Origin of the sequence: Rhizobium sp. BK251 (assembly GCF_004345245.1) — a bacterium.
Classification (GTDB): domain Bacteria; phylum Pseudomonadota; class Alphaproteobacteria; order Rhizobiales; family Rhizobiaceae; genus Rhizobium.
The window spans coordinates 78882-95961 of sequence record NZ_SLUQ01000012.1 but is presented as its reverse complement, the minus strand read 5'-3'; the positions used below and the strand labels follow the sequence as shown (position 1 = coordinate 95961).

General features: G+C 61.0%; 19 protein-coding genes. 3 read left to right on the top strand and 16 right to left on the bottom strand.

All coding sequences use genetic code 11. The annotated features are described in order from the left end of the window. Nucleotides 1–28: 28 nt before the first annotated feature. The 9 genes from EV286_RS27210 to EV286_RS27165 form a co-directional block, all read right to left on the bottom strand. The gene (locus EV286_RS27210; RefSeq protein WP_132960379.1) at nt 29–1102 is read right to left on the bottom strand and encodes a type IV secretion system protein; all 1074 of its coding nucleotides are present in this window, start codon (nt 1100–1102) and stop codon (nt 29–31) included. A gap of 214 nt (nt 1103–1316) precedes the next feature. Further along, on the bottom strand, nt 1317–2108 hold the full coding sequence (locus EV286_RS27200) for a conjugal transfer protein (RefSeq protein ID WP_132960377.1): 792 nt from the start codon (nt 2106–2108) through the stop codon (nt 1317–1319). A 22-nt stretch (nt 2109–2130) separates the two neighbouring features. Further along, entirely contained in the window at nt 2131–3303 is a 1173-nt protein-coding gene (locus EV286_RS27195) for a transglycosylase SLT domain-containing protein (RefSeq protein WP_132960376.1), read from the bottom strand. After that, on the bottom strand, nt 3281–5800 hold the full coding sequence (locus tag EV286_RS27190) for a VirB4 family type IV secretion/conjugal transfer ATPase (RefSeq protein ID WP_132960375.1): 2520 nt from the start codon (nt 5798–5800) through the stop codon (nt 3281–3283). The genes EV286_RS27195 and EV286_RS27190 overlap by 23 nt, the downstream gene beginning before the upstream one ends. Nucleotides 5801–5803: 3 nt before the next feature. Beyond that, nucleotides 5804–6127, bottom strand: a complete 324-nt coding sequence (locus EV286_RS27185) for a VirB3 family type IV secretion system protein (protein ID WP_245500846.1) — start codon at nt 6125–6127, stop codon at nt 5804–5806. Between the two features lie 2 nt (nt 6128–6129). After that, nucleotides 6130–6501, bottom strand: coding sequence for a TrbC/VirB2 family protein (locus EV286_RS27180; RefSeq protein ID WP_132960373.1), 372 nt, complete (start codon nt 6499–6501; stop codon nt 6130–6132). After that, the gene (locus EV286_RS27175) at nt 6498–7646 is read right to left on the bottom strand and encodes a transglycosylase SLT domain-containing protein (protein ID WP_132960372.1); all 1149 of its coding nucleotides are present in this window, start codon (nt 7644–7646) and stop codon (nt 6498–6500) included. The genes EV286_RS27180 and EV286_RS27175 overlap by 4 nt, the downstream gene beginning before the upstream one ends. Before the next feature lie 604 nt (nt 7647–8250). Then, on the bottom strand, nt 8251–8928 hold the full coding sequence (locus EV286_RS27170; protein WP_245500845.1) for a hypothetical protein: 678 nt from the start codon (nt 8926–8928) through the stop codon (nt 8251–8253). Nucleotides 8929–10501: 1573 nt separating this feature from the next. Beyond that, complete coding sequence (locus tag EV286_RS27165; RefSeq protein ID WP_132960371.1) at nt 10502–10984, bottom strand: hypothetical protein; 483 nt, start codon at nt 10982–10984, stop codon at nt 10502–10504. Nucleotides 10985–11484: 500 nt separating this feature from the next. Between EV286_RS27165 and EV286_RS27160 the strand changes: the two genes are divergently transcribed. Continuing rightward, a complete protein-coding gene (locus EV286_RS27160) occupies nt 11485–11754 on the top strand; it encodes a WGR domain-containing protein (protein ID WP_132960370.1) in 270 nt (89 codons plus the stop codon). A gap of 95 nt (nt 11755–11849) precedes the next feature. On the opposite strand, the gene EV286_RS32145 is transcribed toward EV286_RS27160, so the two are convergent. Further along, nucleotides 11850–12014 carry a hypothetical protein gene (locus tag EV286_RS32145; protein WP_165932961.1) on the bottom strand — a complete coding sequence of 55 codons (165 nt, stop codon included), beginning with the start codon at nt 12012–12014 and terminating at the stop codon, nt 11850–11852. 394 nt (nt 12015–12408) lie between these two features. On the opposite strand from EV286_RS32145, the gene EV286_RS27150 reads away from it, so the two are divergent. Further along, nucleotides 12409–12687: an HU family DNA-binding protein gene (locus EV286_RS27150; RefSeq protein ID WP_113432599.1), complete on the top strand. Its 279-nt coding sequence runs from the start codon at nt 12409–12411 to the stop codon at nt 12685–12687. Between the two features lie 64 nt (nt 12688–12751). Here EV286_RS27150 and EV286_RS27145 read toward each other — a convergent pair whose 3' ends face one another. Together EV286_RS27145 and EV286_RS27140 are read right to left on the bottom strand one after the other, a co-directional pair. Then, entirely contained in the window at nt 12752–13084 is a 333-nt protein-coding gene (locus tag EV286_RS27145) for a hypothetical protein (RefSeq protein ID WP_132960369.1), read from the bottom strand. 56 nt (nt 13085–13140) lie between these two features. Beyond that, nucleotides 13141–13464, bottom strand: coding sequence for a DUF736 family protein (locus EV286_RS27140; protein WP_047636037.1), 324 nt, complete (start codon nt 13462–13464; stop codon nt 13141–13143). A 154-nt stretch (nt 13465–13618) separates the two neighbouring features. Between EV286_RS27140 and EV286_RS32820 the strand changes: the two genes are divergently transcribed. Beyond that, nucleotides 13619–13747 carry a hypothetical protein gene (locus EV286_RS32820; protein ID WP_281041118.1) on the top strand — a complete coding sequence of 43 codons (129 nt, stop codon included), beginning with the start codon at nt 13619–13621 and terminating at the stop codon, nt 13745–13747. Nucleotides 13748–14044: 297 nt separating this feature from the next. Here the strand turns inward: EV286_RS32820 and EV286_RS27135 are convergent, their stop codons facing one another. The 4 genes from EV286_RS27135 to EV286_RS27120 all read right to left on the bottom strand — a co-directional run bounded on the left by EV286_RS27135 (nt 14045) and on the right by EV286_RS27120 (nt 17077). Beyond that, complete coding sequence (locus tag EV286_RS27135) at nt 14045–14464, bottom strand: hypothetical protein (protein WP_132960368.1); 420 nt, start codon at nt 14462–14464, stop codon at nt 14045–14047. Further along, complete coding sequence (locus tag EV286_RS27130) at nt 14454–14714, bottom strand: type II toxin-antitoxin system prevent-host-death family antitoxin (RefSeq protein ID WP_097544812.1); 261 nt, start codon at nt 14712–14714, stop codon at nt 14454–14456. The genes EV286_RS27135 and EV286_RS27130 overlap by 11 nt, the downstream gene beginning before the upstream one ends. 63 nt (nt 14715–14777) lie before the next feature. Next, a complete protein-coding gene (locus EV286_RS27125) occupies nt 14778–15719 on the bottom strand; it encodes a DUF2493 domain-containing protein (RefSeq protein ID WP_132960367.1) in 942 nt (313 codons plus the stop codon). Between the two features lie 320 nt (nt 15720–16039). Next, entirely contained in the window at nt 16040–17077 is a 1038-nt protein-coding gene (locus EV286_RS27120) for a toprim domain-containing protein (protein ID WP_132960366.1), read from the bottom strand. Between the last annotated feature and the right edge of the window lie 3 nt (nt 17078–17080).

The window sequence follows — 17080 nt, the reverse complement described above, 5'->3', positions numbered from 1 at the left end:
TAAATCTCTGATCCTCGTCGCCACAGCCTTATTCGCTGTTGCGACGGCGATTGGTGAGCATACGGCCGAGAGCGCCGGCGCCCGCGACACTGCCGCGACCCGCAAGTGCCGCGGCCGTCACGGCGCCCCTTGGGCCGGCTAGCGTGCTAAGTGCTATTGCCGCAGCCTGGCCGGCGCGGGAATTACTGGAGGAGAGGCGACTGCGCGCGGTATTGTAGGCCGTGTCCACGCCACCCCCGCCCGGAACGCTGGAGAAGGCCGCGCCGTAGGCGAAGGTCCGGGCGAAATCCGGTACCTGGAAGATGAAATAGGAGATCAGTGCGAGATAGAGCACCATGGCGAGCACGATCGCCAGCGCGTTTTCCTTGGTGGCCATGTCGCCGTTGATCGTGTCCATCATGCCGATCAGAAAACCGAACGATAGCCCGGCCATGATATAGGTGAAAAGCAGCATGAACATGCCGTAGGCAACGCCTCTTACCCAGGCGTCGAAGACGAAGCGGCTAATGCCAAAGAAATATGAGAGGATGGCAATCGGTCCGATTGCCAGCATGACGGCGGTGATCATCTTGGCAAAGAGCGTGACGCCTGTGAGGATCAGCAGCATCGGCAAGAGGCCGAAGACCAGGACGATGAAGACGACGACAGCGCCGGTCACATTCGGCAGCCATCCGGACTCGTAGGAATTGAAGAGCTGCATGGCAAAGTCGTAGACTTTTCGCGACATGCTGGCGACTTGCTGGGCGATGTCCGCTCCGGCCGATTGCCCACCCATGGCTGAAGATATCGCGGATCCCAGATCCTGGGGCGCCGATAGCACGAACTGGCCGATATTGTCGTAGAACAGCGCCCAGGACATGATGAGGGCATAGGCGAGCGTGACCTTGAATGCGGTAATCGCCATGTCCTGAAGGGATACACTCGAAAGTCCGAGCGCCCCCCAGAGAAAATACAGAATCAGGAAGATCGCCAGGATGCCGGAGACCAGATTGCTGTTTTCGGCAAACAGCCCCCAGGCCCGTTCCAGCGACGCCTCGTTGATCTTGTCGAAATATCGAAGCGCGTCGCCATAGAAATTTATCGCGTAGCTGACAGGATCCATGTCTCACCCTGAAATTGATTGACTGGTCGCATCGGTCCGCAATCGTTCTTGACCGCGTCTGCCAGCGCATTCTCAACGACAGTGGTCGTGGGCTCGGATACGAAACCGAGTGCCGGCACAGGGCTTTCGTCGGCCGAGCATTTCGCCAACTGCTCGTACTTTCCGGCGCAACCAGTCAGCGCGGCGCAGCTTAGGATCAGTGCGAATATGGCCCTCACTGGGTCTGCTCCTCGAAGGCCTTCAGCTGATCGCGGACCGATGCGCCTTGCGGCTGCGTACCGCCGTCACGCAGCACGCTGTCAGGAAGCGGGGCGAAGGTCTTGAGGTTCTGCGATGACGTTGCAAGGGCTGCCTTGTACTGCTCGTTCAGGAGCATGACCTGGTTGTTGAGGGAGCCGACGGCTTCGTTTGCCGTCTGGTTGCCCTGAAGCACCATCTGGGTGTTCTGCTCCAACGCCCCTTTCAGATCCTTCGCTGTTCCGATCTGCTGCGTTGCCTGCATGAACGAATTCTGCCGGTCCTTCGTGGCGCTGTTCATCGCGTCGGTAAGGGCAGTCAACGTCGTCAGAGCGTTGATCCCTTGCGAATAGGCCTGATTGGCGCCCGAGAGCTCACCGCCCTTGACGGTATCGACCACCATTTTCACGAGGTTGAGGCCATTGATCAGCTTGGCTGCGGTATTCTGAAACTGACCGCCAATGCCACCGAACACCGCCGCGTTGCTGGACAGCACTGTGCTGAAATCCGGCGCCTGTCCCATGCTGAAGCCACTGCCGGTTGCGAGCTTGGCAAACTGGCTGGCGTCCTGCGTCCGGTCGCCGGTAATTGCCTGCAACGTTTTCGTGGTGTTGTCCTTGACCACTGACGTGTCCTGCTGGATCTCGGACGACAGGCGCTTAATGTCCTCGCTGATGGAGATGTTCTCCGAATCTTTGACGGGGACCTGCGCATGTGCGTGTGAGACGAGTAGGATGGCGAATGCCGGTGCGATCACTGCTGTCTTCATATGCCTAACCTCACTTCGTTGTTCAGTTTGCTGTCGGCCGGGAATCGACGACCGTGACGAGGCCGAGTGCTGGATCCTGCATCGCCGTGAAGGTAGCAACCGTGCCATTGCTGCGCGCCTCATCCTGCAGGTCGGAGAGCCAGCGCTGGATTTGTTCGGTGGTGGCAGAGGTCGGCACGGCAAAACAGCGCGTGCCACCGGTGTCGATGATGTTGGTCGGGCACCGAATCTCGGCCATGACAAGCGAGCCGTCGTGATCTCCGGAATTTCCACCACCACTGCCGCGCAGGCTTGCCGACGACGATTGCAGCCCCGCCTGCAGGCGCTGGAGATATTGCTGGTTCGCTGCGATGGATTTTCCAAGCAGATCGTTCCACACCGAATCTCGCTCGACCTGCGCCTGCGTGTTGCGGTCGACGGCCTTCTTCAACTGCTCGCCGCAGCCATTCCCGTAGCTGGCGGTTTCGGTCTCGGTTGGGGCCTCCGTTGGCGTCCGATCGCCATTCTGAGCCTTGTTGCGGGCATAATAAGCAGAGACCTTTTTGACGTAGTCCTGCGTCTCCGGAATGTTGGGAATCTGGCCGTTCTGCAGCGACTGCCGATAGGGGCCGGCATTGTAGCCGGCGGCGATCAGGTCGTAGCGGTCGCCGAACATCCCCTGGAGCTGCTTGATGTATTTGACGCCGCCGCGAATATTGTCGCGCGTGTCATAGGGGTTGACGCCGAGCTGCGCGGCGGTACCCGGCATCAGTTGCATGACACCGGTGGCGCCGACCGCCGACCGTGCCGATTGGCGGAAGCGGGACTCCTGCTCGGCGATCGCCAGTGCGAAATTCGGATCGACACCCTGCCGGATCGCCTCCTCTTCGACCATGCTGGCGACTTCCTGCTGGCTCGGCGTCCGCTGGGCTGGTGCAGCCGGTGCAGCGTTTCCGCCCATGCCGTCGGCCGAGCAATCGGCGGGCGCCCCCGAACCCTGACCGGGCGCGACGCTATCGGTCGTGCCGCCCGAGGCGCCTTTGACCTTGCGAGTATCGGCCTGATAGGACTGATACCAGTTCAGGGTCTCCTGCTGGATCTTTTGCCGAGCGTTGTCGATCACCGGTACCTGCGCCTGGCTCGCGGTTCCGGCGAAAAGTGCGACGATGGCGAAAGCGCCGGCCGCGGCTCTCTCAAGACGCTTTGCGTTGCTCATCGACCGCCACCCCGTCCCAGTCGCAGAATTTCGACAGCCAGTTCTTTGGATCGTCGCCATATTCGTCGAGCAGCATCTGGACCTCGCGCACCGTCTCCTCGCGACCAGACAGCACCTTGATGAAGTCCGGCATGTGAGACATGTCCACGCGGGCGATCACGCTGTTCTTTGCCTGCTTGATCAGCATGAAACGCGAGCTCGGATCGCCGTTCTTCACCCATTCGAACTCGGCCCGCGACAGGCCAAAGTGATCCATGTAGGAGCCTTCATCGGCCTTCGGATTGGCAAAGAAGATGTTCGTCGATGTCTGTTCGATGATCGTCCGGCTGACGCTAGAGCGCACCACATCGTCGGCCGACTGCGTGCCGAAGATGACGAGACCGTTCCGCTTTCGGATGGTTTTGAAGTAGTCCTTCATGGTGCGTTTGAACTCGTCGTCGTCAAGCAGCTTCCAGGCTTCGTCCATCAGGTTGATGATGGGTGCCTTGCCGTCGTAGATCTCGTCCAGCCGGTGGAACATGTAGAGAAGGGCTGCGGTGCGCACCGTCGGATCATCGAGGATCGACGTCATGTCAAAGCCGATCATCGGTCGCGAGATATCGAGAGCGTCCTCGGCATTGTCGAAGAGCCAGGCGTAAGGTCCCTTGTCGACCCATTTGTCGAGACGGGCGATCAGGCTGCCTTCGGTCCTCTCGCTGCCGGCGAGTAGTGCTCGCAGCGACGAAAGACGGCGGTACGACCTGTCCTTCGTCTTGAGGACGGATTTGATCGCATTGCGGATGATTGATTCTTCCTGCGGCGACAGGCTTTCGCCGTCCTTCGACGGCTTCAGCATGAAGCTCAGGAGCCCGTAAAGAAAAACACGGTTCTCCTCGGTGTCCTCGAGCAGCAGCGGGTTCCAACCTGATGGCTGGCCGGGCTCCAGCGTCATGTAGGTTCCGCCCGCCGCCCGCACCATGATGTCGAGGCCGCGATCCTTGTCGAAGACGATCGTCTTCAGGTGGGGACTGACGCGGTAGGCCTGCAGGATAAGGAAGGACATGATGACGGTCTTACCCGACCCGGTCGGGCCGAAAACGGTCGTGTGCCCGACGTCACCCTGGTGGAAGTTGAAGAAGAAGGGCGTGCCTGACGTCGTCTCGAAGATCGTGATCGCAGGCCCCCAGTGGTTGCCGTCGGGTTTGCCGTAGGGATAGGCGTGAAAGCTGCTTAATCCGGCGCAGTTCAGTGTTGAGATCAGCGCGCGGCGCGCGATGTAAGCCTGGTTGCCAGGCAGTTGCGCCCAGTAGGCGGGCTCCGCATTCAGGTCCTCGCGGACATAAGAGGCGCCGAGTGCGCCAAGTTCGTTGCCGATCAGGGCGACCGCGTCGTCAAGCTGGGCTGTGGTTTTCGCGATCGGCATCACGGTGAGATGATGCTCGGTGAAGGCGACCCGTTTGCGGGCAAGTTCGTCCCGAGCGATGTCAAGGTTGGCCTGAACGCTCGATCCGCCTTCGTCGGCTTTCGTCATCTGGCGGTCCAGCCGTTCGATCCGGCTACGCGCCGTCATATCGTCGACAAAGGACATCGACTGGGTCAGCACCAGCTCGAATGGCAGCTTGAGGACATAGTCGAGCATACCGGCACCGGTCTCTGGCGGATATTCTTTAAGAGAGACCATCGCCGCGTAACGATCTTCGTCCGATCTATCGCCTTGCAGGTGAATGACGCGGTTGCCGATCGATGTCCTGCGGGCTGGCAACATCTCGTCGATCGGAATGTTTCCAAGCCGGATCGGCCGGACGCGTCCGCCATTGAGGAGCGTATAAAAGAACTCACATTGTTCGGAGAACCAGACTTTGCGGGCTGCTTCGTCAATCACCATGTCTTCTGAGACGTCGCGGAAGATCGTCCTGTTGCCGCCGACGTCAACCTGTATGCGTTGCACGTCGCGCAGAACCTTCGGGGCATAGACAGAAAGCGATTTCTCCAGTGCCCGCGTCGCCTCGATGAGCTTGTCGCGCATTGCCCGGAACTGTTCCTTGCGCACGATCGTGCCGCCGGCGCCCATGAGGCGGGAAAGCGCCGAGCCCTTCCGGAACATTGGGCGCACGACGAGGGAAACATAAGTGTCGTTCACGAACATCTCGTTCTTCGAGATGCTGGCCTGATAAACGTGATCGAGGCGCTGCATAAAGGGATCGGCGAGGACGGACGGCAACGACGGAGCGACCTTACGTCTGACCACATGCGTATAAAGGGCGAAGCTGCCGATCGAGGAGATCGCACGGAAGGCGGCGTTACGCTGCCGCTGCAGCATGTTGATCGTTTCGATATCGGCGGTCTCGAAAGAAAAGCCGGTGAGCTTCAGGGTCGAGACGAGGCAGTCGTTCTTCAGGCGAATGATGCCGTTTTCGATCGGCACATAGAAAGGGACGTGCGTTGCGACACGACGATCCGCGAAAATTTCCCATCCCTTCGAGAGGCTTCCCTTCAGCGATCTCGCCATCGTGTTCATCGCTCACACCCCATAGGTTCTGACGCCACCACCGAGCTTCCGGCCAAGCGGGTTGGCGCCGCACATGCTGAGGCGTCCGACAATCTCGAAGAACCAGAGGTCGAGCTTGACGGTCAGCACGTAGAGAACGCCGTGCAGGACGACGAACGAGACCGGGAACCAGAGGATGGATCCAAGGATCATGAAGGCCATCAGCGAGACGAAGCACTCAGCGAGGAAATAGGTGTAGGGTATTCCCATGACCGTCGGAGGGCGGGTCAGCGCGAGGATGACAGGATAGGATTCGATATAGTCGTCACCACCGTCAGCGTCGTTTCCTGCCGCCATGGTCATGCTCCCCCGCCGGCGAGGAAGTCGACGAGCTCGGCTGCGGCAAACATGCCGGCAAGGCAACCAGCGACGCGCAGGAGGGCGCCCCAGGACCAGTAGCCGAAGGCAGCAGCGAGAAACATGCCGATGAAAGCGATTGCTCCGACAGATCGACCGAACGGGCCGGTGAAGAACTGCACCAGGCGATCTGCCGCCTGTTGCAGACGATCGAGGTTTTGCGCCGCTGCCGGCTCGTATTGACTGATGAGCAGGATCAAGCTCGCGGCAACCACGATAACGGCGTTGCCGAGCCATTTTCGCCTGGCCATGGAGGACCATGCAACGCTGCTATAGAGAATGGCCGTCTGGACTGCCAACGCGATCGGATTCATCTAAACACCTCTTCCTTGACAATTTTGACCGGCCCACCGGTGTTCTTCCGCTCCTCCTCATGCTGAGGACGAGCGTCTGGCGGGATCGGGTTTGCGGCTGAGAAAACAAGCATGGGGGATTTTGCCCGCTCGGCAGGCCCACTGTGGCGCGGCGATCTGGAAACAGTCGCCGAAGTCCGGGTTGCGGGCGAGACGATCGGCGTGGCCGCTGTGCCGGTGTAATATCCGACGACACGGGTGACGTAGTCGGCGGTTTCGCGGATCAACGGCAGAGAATGGCGAAGGTCCACGTTGGGCTCGCCCGCATTATAGGCAGCAGCGACCAGCACAGGATTTCGGTACTTGGCGATCAGAACGCGAAGAAATCGCGTGCCCGCGCGGATGTTCTGTTCGGGATCGGTCAGATCAGTCGAACCGAAAGCATCACCGATCCGCGGCATAACCTGCATCAATCCGACGGCGCCGGCGGAGCTGACGAGGCGTGGATCGAAATTGGCATTCTCGGCTCGCATAACCGAAAGCACCCAATCTGGGTCAACCTCCTCCTTTCCGGCGATTGTCAGTACGAGCTTGGCATAGCCCTCCGGTACTCCGGATAGAAGACTGGGACGAGCCTGTGTCGGCGTCGCGCTGACATCGATATGAGGGTCGGTTGCCGGGTCGTTGATCGGAGGACCGGACGACTGATCGTGCGAGTAGACGCTGATAAGCGAATGCACGGCGCTGTCGCGCCGTGCATTCGTGCTGCCAGCCGCATCTCCGGATGATCGCCCAGCCCTGTCCGACCCTTCGATCACATCCAAGGGGGCAGCGCTGGATCGGAACAGATCTTCAGCGATCGGTCCGTTAAATCGCTCATCGAAGTTGGTGGAATCGATCAGCGGCACATCCTGCGTCGAAGCAGCAAAGCTAGACGACGCCGGATTTGGTGGCGGTAGGACCGCGACCTTGTCCGCCTTCGGCTTAATGCCGCTCGAACGATGATCGACCGGTGGCGATATTCCCGAACTAATGTGACCGCTGCTGTCGTCTGGGCCGGAGGAAAAACCTGTGAGTAATAAGGCCGACGTTCCGGCGATCCACAGTGCGCTTCGCGACCATGTGTTGTGCGGTCTGTTTTCAGGCGAAAGCGGGACGCGTTCCATGGCTGAACCAGTACAAAATTATACTGCGGTATAAGAATTTGAACTGCATTCCTCCACGGAAATCAACCCAAAAATTTAACTGGAGTGTAATTATGTCGTCGTGGCAAAAGGTAGGAGCGACGGTTTCCCGAGAAGAATCAATCGCGTAGGCGTGACCATCTGTCTGGGTTCCAGCGATACTGGATCTGTTCGCGGTCACCCAAAATGCGTGCTAGGCGCACGGCGGTACCGCCTTTGACCAGGACCGAACCGGCATCGGTCGCTGAGCGCCTGACAGAGATTCGGCACACGAAATTGGGCAATTCCGGTTGTATCCTCGTCACCTGATAGCAGGACTCGACTTGGTAGGGTTGGCCGTCGTCGGCAATCAACAGGCCCCTCTCCTGGACAGGACCAAGACGCTGGCGTCCGAATTCGGTACCATACTCCAGCTGGCACTCAACGATGTTGTCCCGAAAGGCTTTGCAAGCTGTGAGGCTAAGATACGCAAACGGCGCCGCCGGCAGTGGTCGCGGCCGCTCAACCTGATGAGCACATCCGGCCAGCACAGTCATCGCCGAAAGAGATCCGAAGAGCTTCGTGAAAATCCGCATAGTGTTGCTTTCTAGCTTGCCTGCCGATAACCGGCATCTTCAAGGGCTTCGAGAAAAAGATCGCGGGCAAGTCCGCAATAGGGTGAGGATACCTGGGCCAGGTGAAGCTGGGTGAGCACCAATCCGAGGTCGAAAATGGTTGTCACGACGTCCTTCAGGTCATCGTTGAAGGCGTCCCGCAACATCTCGCGACCCTCGTGGCCTTTGACCACGATGGCGTAGTCATCACGTGCAACGCTATGCCAGAGCTCGATCGTGCCGGTTTCGCCGATTTCGCTTTCCGTGTCGCAGACGAGCAAGAGTGCATAATCCGGATCGCGCATTGCGCTTTCCTCTATAGAGGTCTCCCCACAAAATTCCGTCAGCACCGCGTCAGAGGCAAAGAGTAGCAAGCGCTCATTTACTAGAAGGCGCTTCTGGCCAAGCCGAACAAAGCCGTTCATGACAGCGGAGCGGATTGCAGCGGGCGGAAGATTTTCTGCGCAGTGTTCGCAAATCGATGTCAATTGGCCGCCCAGAAAAGCGAAGGCGCTATGGAAGCGGTTGACGACGGATCGCTCAACATTTTCGGTCTGGCCGCCCAGCGCCTCGACGAATGCGAATGCATCAATTGGCCGGCGGGACTTCGCCAGTATTTCGCTTCCCGGCGCGGACCCTGCGTCACCCAACAAACTCGAAGGGCCAACCACGACAGCGGCGGACCGCGTCTGTGCACCACAGCCCGGGCAGTCCGCTGAGAATGGCACCTTGTACCATTCTTTCGTCAGGAGGGATCGATTATGTATCAGTGTCAAACCCCATTCTTGAAGAAACAGAATACCGCCTGGTCCGCAGCTTTGACCGAATGAATAACTTATACTCTGGTATAATTTTATCAGTAGCAAATGGCTTGCTCAAGCGGGAAAAAGCCTGAGACTTAGACATGTCGGGGTCCGTGGTAGATATGTAGATGCGCGGTTGATCACGTTGCTCAGTTGGCCCCGCTAACGCTGACGGTTTCGATAGAGGCGTTGCCGAAGTCTGTTGTCGGCGTCTTGTTTGTTGCGATAACCGCGGCAACCACGATTGCGATTATAAATTTACCAATTGAGGGATTGTCCGAGGACGCAGACCGCCTGGACGCGCTTTCACCGTTTCGCCAGACCGGTAAATCCCTCATTCACCGATGCGCCGGATCGCTCAAATGCCTCTTCGCAGAATGAGCTGTTCGCTGAGCCGCCCAATCGCGCGCCCACGCAAACACCCATTGAGCGATCTGCGCATTCACCGATTCGCTGATTAACGGGATCGCCTGAACACTCATTCGCCGGATCGGTGTCTCACCAGTTCACGGATTTGCTAATTCTCCGATCTGCCGTTTCACCCGATGGCCCAATCACTGCTCCACTCATTCGCCGACGTACCGATACGGCCAAACGGTGACGCACCTATTCACATACGCGCGGATTCGCCTATTCGCACATTCGCAAGCCGGTCCAATCGGCGAACCACCTATCGGCGGGTTCGCCCATTCGCTGATTAGCGCAAGCGCCTGACTTCCTAGATGCTGCTGCATTTCACGGCGGCCGGAGGCTCTTGCCCCAAACAGCCGGCTCCCCAGCCTCCCCCCTCCTACCGGCTCGACGTCTCTCCCTCATGGCCTTGTTTCGTTTGAGAATGAAAGACCGGGAAACTCTCGCTCGCGTTTGAGGCGATCGCCCCTCGGGCGAAACGGCTATTGGTATACCAATAGCCTATCCTGCCATCTCTAACCAATCGGCTTGGCCACCGTGCCCGAGGCGCCGATGCTGTTGCGAGTCGTTTGACAAAGCAACAGCGATCACAGGCTCGATCCTGTGATCTGCGCCGGAGGAACAGCATGGTGGCCAAGCCAATTGGTTAGAGATGCTGAAGCGAGCCGTCGTCGTGAGCAGTCGAGAGAACCGGCACCGGAGGTGACGGGTATCAACGACATGCGAACGATGAGACGGCGAGCGGCCCGCAGGAGAGGACGAGCACCTGGAGCGGATGCCCGAAGCATGAGGGCGTAGCGCAAGGTACCCGTCCTCTCCGTCTTGTTTGGGGCAGTCGCGGCAGCGTCCGCTTGACCGGCCCGAAAGGCCGGGCGGGTCTCGACCCGCACCACAGGGAGAGGGGAGTGTGAGGGGAGAGGCGGCAAGTCTTTCTCCTCAAGACCGCGCGCAGGCTCGATGCCTGCAAGCGGTCAAGCCAACGCAAAAGACGAAAAGCGAGAGGCGGCTCCGCCGCCCCTGCCCTGCAAACTCAATCGTAGACGACGCGCGCAACGCTGATGGCGATGCCGGTCTCGCGCGCAATATCACGAATGGTCGTAGCGAGGGGACCGATCTCCGTATCGCTCACGGAGACGGTCGTCGGATAGTTGATCTCGATGCCGTCGCAGTCTGCCGACAGTGCGTTGTGCCACTCGCCGCCGTCGACCCGATATTCGTTGGTGTCGAAATCGATCTCCAGCTCATCCAGCAGAACAAACGTGCGGCTAGTAAGGTTTTCTGCCTCACCTTGAAGCTGCCACGCTATCATCCCCTCGGGATCGTCCTCGGTGAGTAGCTGACGCTGCAGATCCATGATGTGGCGCGTCGAGCCGATCGCTGCATCGAGGCCGGCCAGCAGCCGGTCGTGGAGTGTCTTTGAGAATTCATCCTCGCAACCGATACGGATTGCGCTCACGAGAAGCTTGAAGCCAGCGAGCTTGGCATAGAACATGAGAAAGTTGAAATCAGACATAAGAAGCCTCCTTTTCGTTCTCACGAGAAGGAGCCCGCATTGGCGACCCAAGGGGTCAGGGATCGCGAAAGCGACCGCCAGCGGCGGCGAGCGGAGGAACCGATTTTTTCGTCGTGTCGCGTCAGCGGCGCGGCGGAAAAATTGGAGGGGCCGCGATGTCCTTGAGGCCGCCGGGGCGAATGCGACAATAGGAAGTCAGAGAGAGATAGACCACGGCGCCGGCAGGCGCCGTGACCGCTTGCCGAGCGCAGCCGGCCCTGCAGTCTTTCCGCTTCCCCTGACGCCCGACAATCGCGCTGAGGCGCGGCAACCGCGAGAGGGGCGTGACCCGAATGGGCGGAGACCGCCTGCGGACTCCGTGAGCGAAAGCGAATAGCACCGTCCGCCGCAAGCGGCTCGCCCGGGTCATGCACCAATCATCATCGCCGTGAATCAATCAACACCGGCCGATTCAAATATGTCGTTGGACGCAAAGACTTCCGTGTCCGATTCTGTGTTCCATGATCGCGCAGCCCTACCAGCTCTATGTCGAACGCACAGACGCCAGGAAGAACATGGCGCGCTACTATGCGATGTCGATCGAGCCCAACCTGTTCGGCGAAGCCTGTCTGATCCGCCGATGGGGCCGCATCGGTGCCAGAGGCCAAAGACTGATCCATCATTTTGAGACGGAAGAGGAAGCGGTTGGGCTCTTCCTCCAACTCCTGCGGCAGAAGCGCAGGCGCGGCTACGGCCCGAGATCACGTTTGCCGCGAGAGGTGATTGCTTGATCGATGACGGATGGAGGGACGGCCAAGCGATGCTTCGGGCCTGACGCGCCGGTCGACCCGGCGCATCAGGCCAGGCGACATGGCAAAAGGCACCCTCAGAAGGGTGGCTCGGCGTCGATTGCGCCTTCCTGCTCTGCGGTGATGACGGCCAGTTCGGCGCGCGCCAGTTCCAGTTCGATTTCGATCTCGCGGCGCTCCACCAGGTCGATTGCTTCGCGCAGTTCGAGGCAAAGCTCTTCAATGTGTTGTTCCAGAAGCATCGTCGTCTCCTTGACGTTTGTGAAAGACGACGCGCGCGGTCATGGGGGCGTGGCGGGGTCAAGGATCGCGCCAGCGACCGGCGGAGCCGGCGAGCGGGGGAGCCGATTTTGTTGGAGCGCAGGGAACCGGAGCGGAGGCAAAATTGGGGGCACCGCTCGTCCTTGAGGCCGTCATGCATCCATCACACCCTCGGACGGACTGAGCAGACATTTCCTCTCCGTATCGCACTCGAAACCGAAGGCGGGCTCGATGCCCGTCTTCGGGTTATCTGACATGTCGCACGTGAATAACTGTGGAGATCTGGTGCTTTCCGCGCATTTGCGTCAGCGCGTCAATGACAGACGCTAAGCCGGATGGCACGGATTCCGCGTCTAACCTGATGCGGAGAAGAAAATGACCACGACCAATGAGATCGCCGACAAGATTGCAGGCGAGCACGGCCTGACCAAGGTTCAGGGAAAAGCAATCGTCGAGGCGGTCATCGCCTCCATTACCGAAGCTGCGGTTGCCGGCAACGAGACCTCGCTGCCTGGCTTCGGCAAGTTCAAGGTGAAGGAAACGCCGGAGCGCGAAGCGCGTAACCCGTCGACCGGCGCAACCATCAAAGTTGCGGCAGCGAAGAAGCTCAGCTTCCAGCCGGCCAAGGCTCTCAAGGATGCGCTGAACAAGTAATCTTGCCAGACAAGCAAAAAAATAGCCCGGCGCCGTGCCGGGCTATTTCCGTTCTGAATTTGCATCAGCGCGCGGACGTCCGCTCAAGGAGATCCTGGATGATCGTGTCGCTGACCGCGTGATGCGCTTCGCGGGCATGGTCGTCCAGCAGCTTGTGAAGAATGCCGGACGCCAAGGGTATGAAGTCGAAACCGCGTGCGATTGCCGCGGTCCTCAGTTGCGACAGTGTTTCGAACTCCCGGAACTCCGTGCCCAGCCAGAGTTCAAGATCCTCGCCATCCGCGCCCGGAAATGCTTGGAGGAAGAACGTCTGAAGCGGGCGGTCGTAGCCGATAGTGGCATCCGGGTCAGCGTGGCGGGATGCGGTTCGGGTGACAGTGATCGTGTAGCGGCTCATGGCGGCCTCCTTTGGAATGGGGACGCCGGCCCCGATTTCGGGGCCGGCGGTCCGGTTCAGGCCGGGCTGTTCCAGAGGATGACCTTCTTGCCGGGCTCGCCACCGGGGGCGGGGGCGACGTTGCCGAAGATCACGCCGATCTCGGGTGCTTCGAGCTTCGTGGAGATGTATTCCTCGCCGGTCTGGCGGGAGATACGGTTCCAGCCTGCGCCGATCTCGAAGCCGGTCTTGCGGTGGATGATGCGGTAATCGGGGGCTTCTTCGCTCGCCTTGTTGGCGTTCGGGACGAGGGCGATCGGGGCGTTGACGCGGATGGTGGCGAAGATGCCTTCGAGTGTGCCGTCGGTCTTTTCGGTGAGGGTTGCGATCGTGGTAGCCATGGTAGTGCCTCCTTCGTTGCATCGGGACCATTCCCGATGGCGCCCGAAGAAGGGGCCGCGCCGCAGGCGTCACCGGAGCGAAGCGCAGGGGAACCCCTTGCGGGTTGACGCTGGTCGCGGCCGGTCCCTTAGAAAGGCGACATGAAGAACGGGGATGGTCTCTGATTGCGACGTCGGCGGGAGTCCCGTCGTGGCGACCGGTTTGCGGCCCGCCAGGCGTGCCGCGCTCGTGTCGGGCATTGCCGGCGTTCAGGTCAATGCACTCGCGCTGTCAATGGACTGAACTAGATGCGTCCGATCCGCCCCGACCTAGCCTATCGCCGTCTGCACAGACCGCTTCGGTCAACGTTGCATTCGAATTGCCGCCCAATCTGGCGGGATTGGAGTTGCACTGAAGCTCTTGTGCGTGACCGGGCATGATTTCGGGGCGTTGCTCCGGCGTCCGGTGATGGAGAGGTGCCAAGATCGGTCGAGAACGGCCGGCAGCCGGCCAGCCGACGCTGCCAGGGTCGGCATTGAGCATCGACGGCGCGCCAGCGATACCCAACGGCGGAAGACACACCCGGGATGCCGGCACGCCTCAATCGAGGCGGTTGACTCGGCCGGAGCGGCTCCGCTCCTCAGCGAACATGCCGGCGATCTTCACCATGAAGGACTTGCTGAAGCGGCCGAGGATGTCCTGATCGGGCTCGATGTACCAGGAGCGCTCGACGATATCGTAGTTGTACTCGTCGACCATGATCCAGCTCTGCTTCAAGTCACCGAGGCCGGCGCGCTTGCGCTCGATATCAGGGATTTCGAGAGCGCTCCGGCCTGCCTGCGGCGGCTGGGTGGTGATGGCCAGAAGCGCCAGATGCGTGTTTCCGTCGCTAGTGCCACGGATCGCGATGACGACGCAGACCGGGCGCTGCTTGCGCCCCTCGGTCTCGCCGCGCTGCTGCTGCCATGCCCAGAGATAGGGATAGGAGATGACCTCACCGGGGCGGAATTCACGGCTCATCGTCGTAGCCTTCGCCGCGCGCCAACCGATCGAGCGCCTCGTCGAACAGTGCGACATGCTCGTCGGGCATTTCCGAGATATGATAGGCACGGCGCGGATCGCCGCCGGTGCGCATGCGCTCATAATGCTCGTAGCTCATCAGCACAAAACGCGGCTTGTTGTGGCGGGTGAGGACGACGGGTTCCCGGCTTGCGGCGTCGGTGACGTCGCCGACTTGTTTGTTGAGATCGCCTGTCGTGAACTGCTTCATCGATATGGTCTCCGCTTCGGTTTCCATATAATCCATGTTTCCCATATTTTCAAGAAATGGCGCTCACGCGCCATCTCCTGTCTTCTGCCAGACCGGGATACCGAGGCGACGTGCCTTGTCGGCAAGGTTGCCTGATATACCCGAGCCGGGAAAGACGATGACGCCAGCCGGCATGACGGAGAGCATGTCGTCGTTGCGCCGGAAGGGTGCTGCCTTGGCGTGCTTCGTCCAGTTCGGCTTGAAGGTGATCTGCGTCACCTTGCGGGCCTCGGCCCAGCAGGCGGCAATGCGCTCGGCGCCCTTCGGAGAGCCGCCGTGCAGCAGCACCATGTCGGGATGTTTGGCATGTGCCTGGTCGAGCTTCGCCCAGATCAGTTCATGGTCGTTATAGTCCGTGCCACCGGAAAACGCGATCTTGGTGCCGGCCGGGATCAGCACCTCGGTCTCGGCGCGGCGGCGGGCGGAGAGGAAGTCCCGGCTGTCGATCATCGCAGCCGTCATATTGGCGTGGTTGACCTTGGAGCCGGTGCGCGGCCGCCAGGACGAACCACTCTGCGCTTCGAACAGGTCGGCCGCATAGTCGCGCATGAACTCGAAGGCATTGCGCCGCTCCAGCAACGTAACCCCTTCGGCGATCAGGCGTTCGAGCTCAACGCTCTTCACCTCCGAGCCATCCTGCTCGCGCTGCCCCGTGCGCTGCGCCTCCTCGTTGCGGTCGAGTTCGCGGTGGATGCGCTCGCCGGCGCGATGGAAGAGGTTGGGGATCGACCAGAACAGGTCTTCGAGATCGGGCTCCAGCCGGGTGTCGCCGAGCATTTCGGTGAAGGCGTCGAAGATCGCGGTGATGGCCGACTGGACTTGCGGCTCCTCCGGCAATGGCCGTGGATCGGGCTCGTCCTGGAAGGGGCGATAGCCGTAGACCTGCATCTCGTAGATGAAGCGGTCGGTCGGGGAGGAAGCATGGTGGGGCTCGAAGGTATCGTCGGGGGGAAGGATGAGGTCCATGATGGTCTCCGTTCGCTGGAGCCGCGCCTCTCGCGGCCTGACGGCGAACCCGGTCACGCGGGCCGAGGCGGGAACCGCAAGCAAAGCGCAGCGGCCCAGCGAAGCGCCGGGCGGCGGAAGAAGGGTTTCTTGGTCCGCGAGGAATGACGGACCGCGCCTGCGGACCGGCAGGGGAAGAAACCCGACTGACCCGCTGAAGGCCCGGAGGCCCGCGTGGTAAGGGTCGCCTCTCGGCAGGCCCGCGGGCGCGCCCACCCAAAAGGCGTCCTCGGACCTGCTTCACCAAAGCCGCCAGCCCCGCCCGCCTGCCCCTTCCGGCTTTATGCGGGCAGATAAGCCATTGCGTCTTCCGGGGTGAGTTGAGCCCGCAGGCTGGCGGTCAGCCGGTCGGGACCCAGCCAGCGCAGATCCTCGTTGAAGTCGCCAAGCTCGGGCGACAGCGCCAGCGGCAGGACCCCGCACTCCTGAGCCCGTCTGCTCAATCCCTCGATCCCATGCCGGCCCGCCGCATCAGCGTCGGCCGCGATATAGATGCGCATGCATCCGGGCGGGAAGCGGAAGGCAGCGAGGTGATTGGCCGTGAGCGCAGCCGCCATCGGCATGCCGGGCATCACATGCGAGAGCGACAGCATGGTTTCGAGGCCCTCGCCCGCCGCCAGGACCGGTACAGGCGCATCCACCGGAAAACGGAAGCGGACGCCATTGCCGAGCAGCCCGCCGAGCGCGCGGCGGGGATCGTCCAACTTCGCCTTGCCGGCGCCATCGGGCTCAAGCCAGGTGCGGTGAACCCCGGTGATCTGTCCCTCCGGATCGGTCACGGCCGCGATTAGGGCGGGATAGCTGGTCGCCCGACCGGTGACGAGATCGCGATAGTAGCAGGATGGATGGAAACGGAGCGCCGGATGCGTCGATGCCCGCAGAATGCCGCGCTCGCGCAGATAGCCGTCGGCGAGCGTGCCCGCCAATGGCTGCGTCATCCGAAACAGACGACGCGCGCGTTCAGCCGCCGGCCGCTCGACCGGCTGACCATCACCGGCGCCGCTTTTGCGGGACGACATCGGTTCGGGTTGCGGCAGGCTGAGAAAGTGACGAGCCTCCTCGGCAACATCGCGGAAATCGACGAGACCACAGGTCTCACGGACGAGATCGAGAAGATCACCGAACTGGCCGGTCGCGGCGTCCGTCCATCGGCCGGCGCGCGGACCGATCAGATGCACGTAGAGTGATCGGCCCGTGTTGTTGGCGACGTCGCCGACGAGCCAGTAGTTGCCGGCCCGGCGGCCGGCGGAGAGATAGTGGCGGCAAACCGCCTCGGCGTCTTGCGCGAGACGGCCCGCCAGATCGGAGGCGGAAAGCATGGC